Origin of the sequence: Flagellimonas alvinocaridis, from assembly GCF_004916895.1 — a bacterium.
GTDB classification, from domain to species: Bacteria; Bacteroidota; Bacteroidia; order Flavobacteriales; family Flavobacteriaceae; genus Flagellimonas; species Flagellimonas alvinocaridis.
Genome location: NZ_SNTZ01000009.1, coordinates 75,686 through 88,727 on the forward strand (window position 1 = coordinate 75,686; position 13,042 = coordinate 88,727).

Consider the following 13,042-nt stretch of genomic DNA (forward strand, 5'->3'; position numbering starts at 1 on the left):
TCATGTTTTTTGAAGTTGTCAAAAATCCCTTGCCTTATTTTATGGACAGTCCCTTACCATTGGTGTTCAACCATTGTTTTAAGACCAATAATTTCCATATGGTGGGGTATCTGTTCCAACTGCCACTCAAATGCTCATCAATCATTTTTTTAACCTTCGGCGGATTTATCCCTGGGATTTCCTTAAGGCTTTGCTCATTGAGTTCTGTGAGGACCATATCTTTTAGTTCGCCACGGAACCACTCCTGAAAAGGCATGGTGAACCCTGCTTTGGGCCTTTGGAAAATCTCTTTTGGCACATGCTGGTACAACAAATCTTTTAGGATTCTTTTTTGATTGGCTCCTTTAAATTTAAATTCTGTTGGGAGCGATCTTGAAAACTCGACTACCCTATGATCAATAAGGGGAGACCTTGCCTCCAATGAATAGGCCATGGTGGCTCTATCCACTTTTGTGTTAATGTCCCAATTGAGATATGCTTTTAAATCAAAATCTGAAATACGTTCATACAGATTCTTCTTATTATGGAACAGGTATTCATGTTCCATTACGTCCTTTTCGTCCCATTGATGGTCTATCCATGACATATCAATATTGGTCAAGGTTGCCATATATAGCGACTCTAAACTTTCATGTCGTAAACCTTTGGCGATGGCTTTTAGCCTATAGTTGGGTGCCAATTCTACAATATTGGCCCCTAGTTTTCGGACTGCACTTGGCATGGAGTATAAAAATTTCACCTTCTTCATCCAGTTATACCGATGATAACCAATAAAACTTTCATCCCCTGCATCACCAGACAAGGCCACCGTAACGTGCTTTCGGGTATATTTGGCCAACAACATGGATGGAATTGCCGATGGGTCTGCAAAAGGCTCATCATAATAATGGCTAAAATTGCTGATCAAATCCAAGCCTTCCTCATAATTGCAGCGGATTACGGTATGATCAGTTTGTAGGTGATCCGCAACTTGTTGTGCATATCCGCTTTCATCAAAACCTTTTTCATCAAACTTTACCGAAAATGTTTTGACCTTATTGGCGACTGTTTTTGTAGCCAAGGCGGAAACCAATGAAGAATCCACGCCACCAGACAAAAACACTCCGATCGGTACATCGGCATACATTCTGGTACTGACAGCATCCTTTAACAAATCTTCCAGTTCTGCCAAGGCATCATTGTACGAACCTTTATAACTTGGAGGTGTCAAATAATCAATATCCCAGTACTTTCGAGTTGAAAGTTTACCAGTTTTTAGGTCGAAGCTAAACTGATGTCCAGGCAGTAATTTTTTCACCTCGTTGAAAATGGACAAAGGATCGGGAATAGCTCCCCATTTTAAATACTCTAAAATGGCCCGTTGCGATATGGATAGTTTATCGTTATAAAGTTGTATGGATGAAATTTGGCTGGCAAATTCAAAATCCAGGCCATTGTGATAATAGTAGAATGGCTTTTGCCCCAATCTATCCCTTGCGCCAAAGAGCTTCTCTTTTTGTTTGTCCAGAATAACAAAGGCAAACATGCCATTTAAATGCTGTACGCACTCTTCCCCATATTTTAGATAGGCGGCACATATCACTTCGGTATCACTGGTGGTCTTGAACTCGAAACCATCTTTGATCAAGGTCTCCTTAATCGTTTTGAAGTTATAGATTTCCCCATTGAACACAATATCCACCAAACCTTGGTAATTAAAAGGCTGGTTAGATCTGGGGTCCAAGTCGATAATGGATAGCCTATTATGGCCAAATGCAACTTTTCCATTTCCACTTTGGGTTGGAATGATCTTCCAATCCAATTTGTCGGGCCCCCTAAAATTGGTTCTTTCCAGTTTTTCCTTTACTTGGTTTTCTGTGTAACCTATGGTTGATCCGTATATTCCGCACATGTGTTTATAGTTGGGTGTTTAGTGTTTTTTATTGGGGTTATGGTTTTTTTTAACGCATTAGCTCTACAAAAAAGTCTTGGTACTTGTCCAAAATAATCTTGGAATCATATTTCTTGTATACCGACTGACTCACTTCTTTTGGGTCTAAATCCAATTCTAGGATTTTATGGATAGCCTTCACCAAGTCTTCCACATTGTCCACAGTATATCCATTTATGCCTTCCTCCACAATTTCATTGATGCCACCTGGCGCCCTAAAGGCGATTATAGGAGTGCCTACTGCACAACTCTCCAGCAACGCATTGGGAAATCCTTCTACATATGAGCCCTGTATAAAGATGTGGCTTTCCTTTAGATAGTTACCTACCGTTTTGGTAAAAGGGACATGTCTTACTTTACCTCCAAGTCCAAGCTGGTCAATGAGCCCATCCAAATGTTTCTTTTGTGATCCGCTTCCAACCATGGTATACTCAAAATCCATATCAAGTTTGGCAAGACCTTTTAATATTCTTTGATGACCCTTTCTCGGTTCAAGACTTCCCACTGTAATGAACTTATAAGGAGGGGTGTTTATTGTGCGCTCCTCTTTGGGTAAAAAACCATCTGTGATTGGATTGTTTATTACAAATAGCTTTTCTTTTGAGTTAGGGTGCTCAGATTGAATATCGTTGAGCATGTCATTGGATTGGCATATGATTGCATCCAATTGGGTAAAACTCATTTTGGAGATAAATGCAGGATATTTTCTGGTTTTCTCTTCTGGGTAGTCCTTTAGGACGCTCATGACGTTTACTTCACGGGCCACAAATTTTATTTTCGGGAAGAAAAAGGCCACTGCACCCATGACAATATTTAGGTGACGTATGGCACTAAAACAAATATCTGGTTTGGAGCGTCTCAGGTATCCTATGATTTTGGGGATGGAAAAAAGGACCCTGTCTTTATTAAGGAAAACTACATCTACCCCAGTAAGATCATACTTTACCTCATTTTCTGAACCGGTCACTACAAGGGTCACAGAAAAAATGGAACGGTCCAGCTTTTGGGCAATAAAGGACATTATTCGTTCTGCACCGCCAGCGGTTAGGCTTGGTAAAAAAATGGAAATCTTTATTTTCTGGTTTGCCATACTACGTTTACTCTTCATATTTTGAGCAACTGTCTTTTAACATACTTCTCGTTTTGTACAACATAGAATTTGTTGGCAGTTTAAGATGGTTGGGGTAGGGCATCGGCTCTTTTTTTCTTCTTGTAATTTGAAATTTGGTTGGCTATCCACAGAGATGCTATCAAAACATGGTCTGTGGTGAAATAGTTGTGAAATGTCAATAAGAACAGGAACAAGGCTATGCTTTGCATTAAGACATGGTGCTCTTCTTTGAACATGATCACTCCCATGTATAAAAAATATAGATAGAGGGAGGTGAGAAGGATAAAGGCAATGATACCTGCTTCACCCAGCACCAAAATATAAGTGTTGTGTACTCCAAAAGTCTGAAAGACACCACCCATGAATGAACCGTAACCATTTCCTAAAATGGGGCTTTCCTTCAAAGGTTCGTAGTAATAGGACCAGGTCTCTGATCGGGATGCTTCCCCTGCTTTTTGCAATGCACCTTCGTTTTGGTTCACCACGGCAGTAAATGTTTCCAATCTGTCCGTGTTCAATTTTAAGAGAGGGCCGATCGCGGCAATAAGAATAATCAGACCAACACCCACACCAATGATTCTAATATTTTTGAACTCTACTTTAACGGACAATAGATTGATCAACAACCAGATGAGAATAAAGGTCCTTGAAAAGGTAAAAACTCCTGCTACGGTAATAATAACCTGTAGTAGCGTCCGGAAAGGGAATTTTTTTATTCTAAAGGTCAGGGCATAGGCCATTAAACACACAAAACCAGCTTGGTTGGGGTCAATGTAAAAGCCACTGTACCTTCCATAGTTGTCTGGAAAGGCCACCGCATGGACAATAATACTGATGGAACCCAAAAAATATAAAAAGAAAATATCGTCCTTGGTTACCTTTTTTACCAAAGCACTTCCGCAGATGATCATTATAATGTACTTGGTAAAGGTGATGAAATAGTCACTTTCTTTATCGCCGGCAAAGTTTAGTCCTCCTATGGCAAAGTAGGCAACCCCAATGGCAATCATCCAAAGATTGGGGCGATGTTTTTCGGCAACGATAAAATAGGCCATTAAAAGGGCATATATAAGATAGCTCAATACCGTACTGATGGCCGGATTCACATAAAAGAAAAAAGTGGAGGGCACATTTAGTATAGTGAGTATAAGGATGATATATTTTAAAACTTTCGCCACAGATGTTTATTATGCTAGGGAGTTGAACAATTCTTCCCATTGTTTTTTCACAGAACCCATTTCATATTTTTTCGATGCTTTAATGGAGTTTTCACTGAAAGTGTCCCTAACGCCGGGCTCATTGATAAGATGGACAAGCTTTTCTTCGAGTTGCTCCACACTATCAACTTCAATGAGATATCCATTGGTTCCATCCTCTATAATTTCCGAAGGCCCAAATGGACAATCCGTTGAGATGCAAGGTAATCCAAAATATTGGGCTTCAATCAAGGCATTGGGCAATCCTTCCGATCTAGAGGTGAACACAAAAATATCCGCTTCTTTGTAATAGTTGGCCACATTGGACTGTCTGCCCGCAAAGTGAATCTGCTCACCAACTCCCAATTCTTCGGAAAGTTGCTTTAAACTTTCCATTTCCACCCCATCTCCCAAGAGTTTAACGGTCCAATCCTTGTGGGGAATGTTGGCAAAGGCACGAATCAGTATGTCTTGCGCCTTGTTCGAATCTAATCTCCCTACGGTCAATATAGTTTTATTTCCAGGCCTTTTGATGGGAAGTACACGCTGACTTTGAAAATCGGGGTTCAATGGATTGGGCAGTACCACAATTTTGTTGTTGTCCATGATTTTGGAAAAGAAATCCTTGCTGGATTGTGTTTGGGAAATAAGGCAATCCGATTTGTTGTAGAGCAAGTCTCTCCATGTTTTCCAAAATAGATTGGGTGGGTCTACGATTGGATTGTTCACTTCACTGATAACGCACTTTGTATTGGTCCCCATACAACCCAAAATGGCAAACACATTTACCGTTGGCGAAGCACTCACCACTAAATCTATCTTTTTCTCTTTTATAAGTTTTCTCAGTTTTATGGCAGTGGTAATATAGCTGAAATACCTGCTAACAGGTCCTTTTTTGGCTATACTGAGACCACAATCCCATCGCTGTACCCGTTGGTCCAATTCGTAAAAAGGGGTACATTTTTCAATGGTGATCATACTTACGGGATAATCCGCACTAAATTCATTGGCCAAATTGGAAAATACCCGCTCGGCCCCTCCAGAAGTGAGGTTAAATGAAAGAAAGGCTATGGATTGTTTTTTGGACATAGGCTATGCTTGGTTTTTTGAGGAGAGTACATTTTTAAGTCCAGTATAAGTCCGTATGAGGCCATAGTATAACCGTACCGGCAATAATTTAGCCATGGAATGTTGTATGGGTAGTGAACCATTGATGTCTTTGAACAATTTTCTTACCCAAATGCGTAGCTCAAAATTATCATCTTGGTCATGGTTGTGGTGCAACAACTTATAATTGTAAAGGAGAATGTCCATTAAAAAGGTATTGGCCAGTCTCTGTAATTCTGGGTCTTGCTGTACTGAGCCAATATTTTCCCTTAAAAAGAATGCTGCCTCGATGGACTGTTTTAGGTTTTTTGGATTGTAGGGCCCCCTAGTAATACTTTCCGAAGCTCGGTAGTAGTTGTAGAAGTGGTTGCTCAGGTAAACAATCTTATCAACCCGTTTAAAGACATAGCTGGTAAAATATACATCCTCAGAAATTTTACCTTCAGGAAATTTCAATCCATCCAACAGGCTTTTTTCATAAAGCCTTTTGCAAACAGAAAATTGTCTTCTACGCAAAATACGCTGTAGGGCCTGTAGTTTAGTTTGATGTTCCAAGGTTCCCTCTTCAGGTTCTTTCTCACCATATTCGGTCCTGAAGATAAAATCGCATTCTACAAGGTTTACATCATTTTGGAGCATGGCATCCATCATCTCTCCATACATTTCTTTATCTATCCAGTCATCGCTGTCCACAAATCCTATGTAATCCCCAGTTGCATTTTCCAAGCCTGTGTTTCGGGCACCACTCAGGCCTTTGTTCTTTTGATGGATAACTACAATTCGGTCATCTTTTTTGGCAAACTCATCACAGATGGCGCCACAATTGTCCGGCGAACCATCATCAACCAAAATAATCTCCAGATTTTGATAAGATTGATTCAAAATGCTGTTAACGCAGCGCTCCAGATAAGGCTCAACATTGTATATGGGTACAATGACAGTTATTTTTGGCAGGTCTGCATGTTTGCTTTTTTCTTTCATTGTATCCTTATTGCTGGTTAAACAATTTTTGTCTGTACAAATTGACTGCAAAAAACAATTCGTATAGGGGTAACGGCAATATGTTGATCAAGAGAAGGTATATGTTCGTAAATTTAAACCTTGAATATTTTTTGATGAGCTTTCTCATTTTCTTCAGGTTTTTTCTATCTGGATCTAGGTGCTTTACTTCCAAGAGAGAATGAAAATGAAAAAGAAGGGCGTTCATGAAGTTACTTCTGAGGGTTTCCTTTGCCTTTTCTGTACTGGCCATGGCCATAAAATTTTGGTTGGCTTCATGGATAACCCAAAGTCCCTCTACTTTTTTTAGGCTATATCCGCTACGCTGGATGCTCTCTCCCTGTTGCGGGTTAACATAATAACCCATGGGAACAAAACCTATTTTGTCCAGTTTCTGCCAAACCTCTGAATTAAAAATAATATCCTCGTATAATTTGCCCTTTTTAAAAGGGATGTCCTTGATGAGGTCGTATTCGTATAGTTTGTTGATGGCGCTGTTGAAACCGGCATACTTGGCACGTTCCAGTGCATCATCTATGGTCTGGATAAAAAAGGCGTTCGGGTCTTGCTCAAAAAAGAATTCCCCACTTAGGTTCATACTGCTTTCTACCATCCTGAGATTGTTTTCCAGCATTACTTTTAGCATGGACTCATACATTTCTTTTTCAATGTAATCATCACTGTCCACAAAGGCAACGTATTTACCTGTGGCCAATTTCATTCCATTGTTTCGGGCCATACTAAGCCCCATATTTTCTTGATGGAGAACCGTTATCCGATCATCCATTTTTGCATAGCGGTCACAAATTTCACCGCAACCATCGGGAGAACCATCATTTACCACAATGATTTCCAAGTTCTTATAGGTTTGGGCAATTATGCTGTCCAAACATCTTTCAAGATAGTCTTCTACCTTATAAACAGGAACGATTACGGTAATTTTAGGACTTTGATCAACCATTTCGTTTAATTATTCTTTCGATTAAACTTTTAAAGCCTTTTCCAAAGAAATAGATCAATGGAACAAATACAAGAATGATGATTACATTCAACTTTACTGCATATAGGAACCATTCCCAATAATTTACTGGAGTATAGTCCAATACCATGTTTTTTAATTGATGGGTGATGTATGCCGAGGCCAAAAAGACCAGTATCAGCTTTAGGAAATGGGGCCAGAAATCTTTGCGTAGCGATTTTTTGAACCCAGAGGTATATAGATAATAGGGTTTCCAAAGAATCAAAATAGTAGTTACGCTGATGGTGGTTCCGAACACAATTCCCTTAATGCCCCAAAGACTTCCAAAAATGAGCGATATACCAAGGTTCAATACGATTTCTACCATGGGGGCCCAAGTGTCTTTATAGAGACCATAGGCATGGAGAAAACTGTCTATGGGCAACCTTGCTATTAGGACAAAATAATTTAGCGCCATGAAGATTATGATGTCGTTGTCCAACAAATATTTGTCTCCAACCCAAATGGATATAAAACTATGGATCAGAAAATAAATATTCAATGTGGTGAAACCCGCCAAGAAAAATCGGAGGGACATCATCTCCCAGAAAACCTTTTCAATCTGCTTTTGGTCGTCTTCCGCAATTAAGTTTCCAATTCCCGCATTGATTCCTGTGAACATTTTACCAACAATGTTCTGGATCATGGAAAAGATCAGGAAATAGTTCCCAAAATAGGCCACACTTTGGATGTTCACAAAATAGTAGATTAGGAGTTGGTCAGTACCGTAGGTAACAAAGGTTGATATTTGATGGACAAACACCTGCTTGACCTTTGTGATGATTTCCTTGAACTCCTTTAAAATATCCTTACTTGCTTTTTGGTTAAGATGTAGCCACGGATATTGCTTCTTGATTACTCTTCGTATAATAATACTGTATACAATGGAGAAGAAAAGTTCCAAGCTTACCCATAAATATAGGTTCTGGAAGTAATAGGCCACACAAGCCTGTATAATTTGGCGTATGATGTTCGAGGTCTGCAGATATGAGGTAACCAAGTATTCTTTTTGGTCGGCCTGAAGCAAACTTTGATGGTAATTGACCAGATATCCCAATAGGGAAGAAAAAAGGAATGCATAAAAGCAATAGAGGATAAGCCAAAGGGAAAATGTGGTTTCCTCGAAAAAATGGCCAAAGAAAAATGAACAAACAATACCAACCCCCAACATGATCAAGGCCACCCTTTTGTAGAGATAACCCAAAAGGGAAACAATCTTGTTCAGTTTTTCCCTGTCGTTGTCAAAAATAGGTTTATAAAGTGCAAAACCAATAGCGGTACCTATACCCAGTTCCGCTAAGTTCAGAAACCGTAGAATACTCTGTAAAGTACCTACCAAGCCAACGAACTCATCACCAAGATAATCAAGGAATATTTTTCTGCTGAAAAAACCAACAAAAGTGTAGATAAGGTAAAATATGAGATTTACCTTGATATTCTTTAAAGCATGTTTTACCCTGGACATTCGGTAGTTCTATGGTTTAGTTGGTGGTCTATTGGCTAAATCCTCTCGGGGTAAGGGTTTCTCCAAAATATGCTGCAATTTTTTTACTTATGCATTCATTCATATAATAAAACCAAACCCTGAAAAAAATATCCTTTTTAAATGTATGTGGAAATCGTTTTCAGGGTTTAAGGTTTATACGGGTTGATTTCACGTCTCCGATTTGTAACGTAGCATCAATCTACCCGACTCTTTTTTTGCCAATTTGATGATATTCAAAGCCTTGACTTAAAAGCATTTCGTCATTGTATTGGTTTCTTCCATCAAAAATGAGCGGCTCCTTCAATTGTTTTTTCAATTCTCCAAAATCAGGTGCTCTGAATTCTTTCCATTCGGTTAGCAATACCATGGCATCGCATCCGTGAAGAGCTTCATATTTGGAGTTGACATAGGTGATTCCCTCTACATCCTTCAGGTAAAATTCTTTGGCCTCTTCAATGGCTTTTGGATCATAGGCCTGTATTTTGGCTCCTCTTTTGGTCAACTCCTTAATGATGTAAATAGCTGGTGCCTCTCTCATATCATCCGTACCTGGTTTAAATGAGAGTCCCCAGATAGCAAATGTTTTTCCAGAAAGGTCTTCACCAAAGCGTTCAATGATTTTTTCGGCAATCACCAGCTTTTGCTTATTGTTCACATCTTCCACGGCCCCAATGAGTTTTGGGGAATATCCGTTTTGCTCAGCGGTTTTCTTAAGTGCTTTTACATCTTTTGGAAAACAAGAACCTCCATACCCACTTCCTGGATATATAAAGCTATAGCCAATCCTACTATCAGAACCTATCCCTATCCTTACCTTGTTCACATCGGCACCTACCAATTCACAGATATTGGCAATTTCATTCATGAATGAGATTTTGGTGGCCAACATGGCATTGGCAACATATTTGGTCATTTCAGCAGAACGGACATCCATGGTAATTAGACGGTCTGTGCTACTTCTAAAAAACGGGCTGTAAAGACTTCTCATTTTTTTGGAAGCCTCTTCATTGTCCGAACCAACCACAACGCGGTCGGGTTTCATAAAATCGTTTATGGCATCGCCTTCCTTAAGGAATTCGGGGTTGGACACCACATGAAATTCGATGTCCTTGTTTCTTTTGTCCAATTCTTTTTGGATGGTCTCCTTGACCTTATCAGCAGTTCCTACAGGTACAGTGGATTTATCAACAACGATAATGCTGTGCTCCATGTTTTGACCAATTTCCTTGGCAACTTGCAAAACGTACTGAAGGTCGGCCGAACCATCTTCACCCATTGGTGTGCCCACGGCTATGAAGGCCACATCGCAACCTTGTAGGTTACTGGAAAGGTCTGTGCTAAAGAAAAGGGTTTTGTTTTCAATATTACGTTTTACCATGGGTTCCAGACCAGGCTCATAAATGGGGATTATACCGCCATTTAGCTTTTCAATTTTAGCTTTATCTATGTCGATACAAGTTACTTTGTTGCCCATTTCGGCAAAGCAGGTTCCACTTACAAGTCCTACATAACCGGTACCAATTACAGTCAAGTTCATAATGATTTTTTATCGTTTAAAATTATTGCACTATTGTTGTGTTCAAGGCTATAAGAAAGTTCTGTCCATTGTTTTGGTCTAAAAAACACCAAGATTGCCCTTCTACTAATGTGGGTTATACTTGTGGACCACTTTGTAAACGCCGTGAATGTTGGATTATTATGAAAAAACATGGTTAATCACCTTGTTTGTTTTTAGATACGCTTTTATCGTTTTCGAATCCGTTTCTGAATAGGTGTTAAGTGTAGATTTTGTATAAAGTATCAGGTTCTTGAGAAATGCCACCATTTTTTTACCGTAGCGCCATACCCATATCCGTATCTGCCACCATATCCAAGTTCAGATTGCTTAACCCCATTTACAACAAATGTCAATCCGTTTAGTTTACCTTCTTTTTGAAGGTTTCGGGGAAACTCCAGTGAAGTTCTTTCTGTCATTCCAGATCGAGTTACATACACTGTGAAATCTGCAAAGGTGCTTATCAATAAAGTATCTGAAACCACCATAAGGGGGGCAGTATCCACAATTACATAATCGTACTTTTCAGAAACTTCATCAAAAAGTTCCTTTAATCGCTCACTCATTAACAATTCTGCCGGGTTTGGCGGAATTTTTCCGGAGTATACCACATCAATGGTATTGGAATAGGCCAACATGGGATTGATCATATCTGATAAAGAAATGCTATGGTCATGTAGGAATTCCGAAAGACCAATTCCATCTTGTGATTTCCCTAAACTCAACTTATCAACATTTGCACCGCTGAAGAAAGAGTAAATTTTTGGGTTCCTAATATCCGCACCAATAAGAATGACCTTTTTATTGGTACTGGCCAAGACCATGGCCAAGTTAGACGAAACAAAGGTCTTACCTTCTCCGGGAACACCCGAAGTGACAAAGATGATGTTGTTTTTGGACTTGTTCTTTTTGGATTTGATGAGATAGTCCAAATTGGTCCTTAAAATACGAAGCGATTCGGCAAGTACAGACCTGTCTTGGTCGTTGATGATTTTCAACTCGTTCTTTTTCAATCTTGGAATCTCTCCCAGTACGGGAACCTCACGGATGAACTTTTCCAATGTTGATTTGTTATGGACTTTGGAATCCAGCAAATCCTTTGTGTACAAAATAGAGAATGGAATGGCCAAACCAAATAGGAGAGAGGCCAAAAGAATAATATTTGATTTGGGCGCAACTGGATTGGAACTGGTTGCATAGGCCCAATCAATTACCTTGGACTTGGGTGCGGACGAAGCAAAAGATATTTGTGCTTCTTCACGCTTTTGAAGCAAGTATAAGTATAACGATTCTGCTGTTTGCTGTTTACGGGTAATATCCCTTAACGCCCTTTCATTTTTTGGAGCAGAATAAATTCTGGAGTTCACCCTGGAGAGCTGTTTGCTCAAATCATTTACCTGTAGGTTTAGATTGTTTTCCACACTGTTTAAACTGGACTGCATGGTTCTTTTCAGTCCTCTTAACTGTTCGTCAAGGTTTACAATTACAGGGTTTTTTTCATTAGAACTTTTAAGAAGTCTGTTCCTCTCCGCGACCAGCTGGTTGTATTTGGCTGCTGCATTGGCAATGGAAGGGTCTGAAAGTCCAATATTGGATGGAATAATGTCAAAACTCTCTTGGGTTTCAATCAAATCCCGCATAGAAGAAGCAATATTCAATTGAATATTGGCATCCCTCAATTCTTGTTCGCCAGTGGCACTTACATTTAAATTGATGTTGGATTGGGAAGCTATGTCTGCAATTCCCCTATCCGTACGGAAATCCTCTGCAGATTGATCTACTGATGAAAGATCTGAATAAATGTCCGCAATACGATCATCAATAAAAAGCGAAGTTTTATCGGCTACAGCCTTTTTGTCCGCAATAGCATTGTTGTTATAGGTGTTGATGAGCGCATTAAGAATGTCTACGGCTTTATCTTGATTAGGGTCCGTAATGGTTATGCTGAGTACGTTGGAGAACTCATCCTTCATGGACACCTTGATTTTCTTCATGTAATTTTGGCCCACTTCGTGGATAGGCATTATATCTACCCTTAAATTCTCATTCTTGTATCTTTTAAAGTTATCATTGGGTGTAATAACCATATTGCCTATTGGGGTGGACACCTGTTTTCCGTACACATACGATTTAAACGATTCGTTCTCCTCACTTTTGTGCCCAAATTGGGTCTCGCTGCTCAAATCAAGGAAAAAACTGAATTTGGACTGCTCTACTATGGAGTCTGATGGAATAAAATTGATGTTTACAGGAGCATCATTATAAATTTCCGTATCGGCAATTTTTCCAAGTACGGTCATTCTAATGTTAAGCCCTAGTTGTTTGGCAACTTCAATAAAATTAGAACGGGATTTAAAAATGTCGATTTCGTCCTGAACCTTGGTTTTGTTGCCACCGGTAAATATTTCCAGTTCCCTGAAAACGCCCAATTCAGATGAGGCTGCATTCTCATCCAGAACTTGAATCTGTGCACTGGCAGAAAAAATCGGAGTTGCATACCTCAAGTAAAGGAAGGCAACTACCAAGCATATAAACACTGAAAGAGCAAACCATTTCCAATGTTTGGTATAACTGGAAACAATTTCTGACAATTCTGTTTTTTTATCTAATGGTGAAGAATACGTCTTGTCCATTTTTTAT

Annotated in this window: 9 protein-coding genes; all 9 read right to left on the reverse strand. The window is 39.5% G+C overall.

All coding sequences use genetic code 11. The features are described from left to right. Positions 1-34: 34 nt before the first annotated feature. The 9 genes from asnB to EZV76_RS13585 all read right to left on the reverse strand — a co-directional run bounded on the left by asnB (position 35) and on the right by EZV76_RS13585 (position 13,035). A complete protein-coding gene (gene asnB / locus EZV76_RS13545) occupies positions 35-1,891 on the reverse strand; it encodes an asparagine synthase (glutamine-hydrolyzing) (protein WP_136567108.1) in 1,857 nt (618 codons plus the stop codon). Between the two features lie 49 nt (positions 1,892-1,940). Next, positions 1,941-3,038, reverse strand: a complete 1,098-nt coding sequence (locus tag EZV76_RS13550; protein WP_136567109.1) for a glycosyltransferase — start codon at positions 3,036-3,038, stop codon at positions 1,941-1,943. 62 nt (positions 3,039-3,100) lie between these two features. Beyond that, positions 3,101-4,219 (reverse strand): O-antigen ligase family protein, encoded by a 1,119-nt coding sequence (locus EZV76_RS13555; RefSeq protein WP_136567110.1) that lies wholly within the window; start codon positions 4,217-4,219, stop codon positions 3,101-3,103. A 9-nt stretch (positions 4,220-4,228) separates the two neighbouring features. Continuing rightward, positions 4,229-5,326: a glycosyltransferase family 4 protein gene (locus tag EZV76_RS13560; RefSeq protein WP_136567111.1), complete on the reverse strand. Its 1,098-nt coding sequence runs from the start codon at positions 5,324-5,326 to the stop codon at positions 4,229-4,231. Between the two features lie 3 nt (positions 5,327-5,329). Beyond that, complete coding sequence (locus tag EZV76_RS13565; RefSeq protein WP_136567112.1) at positions 5,330-6,325, reverse strand: glycosyltransferase family 2 protein; 996 nt, start codon at positions 6,323-6,325, stop codon at positions 5,330-5,332. A gap of 7 nt (positions 6,326-6,332) precedes the next feature. After that, positions 6,333-7,304 (reverse strand): glycosyltransferase family 2 protein, encoded by a 972-nt coding sequence (locus tag EZV76_RS13570; RefSeq protein ID WP_136567113.1) that lies wholly within the window; start codon positions 7,302-7,304, stop codon positions 6,333-6,335. After that, positions 7,297-8,826, reverse strand: coding sequence for an MATE family efflux transporter (locus tag EZV76_RS13575; protein WP_136567114.1), 1,530 nt, complete (start codon positions 8,824-8,826; stop codon positions 7,297-7,299). Before EZV76_RS13575 ends, EZV76_RS13570 begins: the two co-directional genes overlap by 8 nt. 220 nt (positions 8,827-9,046) lie before the next feature. Further along, complete coding sequence (locus tag EZV76_RS13580; protein ID WP_136567115.1) at positions 9,047-10,384, reverse strand: UDP-glucose dehydrogenase family protein; 1,338 nt, start codon at positions 10,382-10,384, stop codon at positions 9,047-9,049. Between the two features lie 263 nt (positions 10,385-10,647). Then, positions 10,648-13,035, reverse strand: coding sequence for a GumC family protein (locus EZV76_RS13585; protein ID WP_136567116.1), 2,388 nt, complete (start codon positions 13,033-13,035; stop codon positions 10,648-10,650). Between the last annotated feature and the right edge of the window lie 7 nt (positions 13,036-13,042).

Excerpts from the sequence above, each read along its gene's own strand:
- asnB (WP_136567108.1), bottom strand. The coding sequence starts at position 1,891 with ATGTGCGGAATATACGGATCAACCATAGGTTACACAGAAAACCAAGTA.
- EZV76_RS13550 (WP_136567109.1), bottom strand. The coding sequence starts at position 3,038 with ATGAAGAGTAAACGTAGTATGGCAAACCAGAAAATAAAGATTTCCATT.
- EZV76_RS13560 (WP_136567111.1), bottom strand. The coding sequence starts at position 5,326 with ATGTCCAAAAAACAATCCATAGCCTTTCTTTCATTTAACCTCACTTCT.
- EZV76_RS13565 (WP_136567112.1), bottom strand. The coding sequence starts at position 6,325 with ATGAAAGAAAAAAGCAAACATGCAGACCTGCCAAAAATAACTGTCATT.
- EZV76_RS13570 (WP_136567113.1), bottom strand. The coding sequence starts at position 7,304 with ATGGTTGATCAAAGTCCTAAAATTACCGTAATCGTTCCTGTTTATAAG.
- EZV76_RS13575 (WP_136567114.1), bottom strand. The coding sequence starts at position 8,826 with ATGTCCAGGGTAAAACATGCTTTAAAGAATATCAAGGTAAATCTCATA.
- EZV76_RS13580 (WP_136567115.1), bottom strand. The coding sequence starts at position 10,384 with ATGAACTTGACTGTAATTGGTACCGGTTATGTAGGACTTGTAAGTGGA.
- EZV76_RS13585 (WP_136567116.1), bottom strand. The coding sequence starts at position 13,035 with ATGGACAAGACGTATTCTTCACCATTAGATAAAAAAACAGAATTGTCA.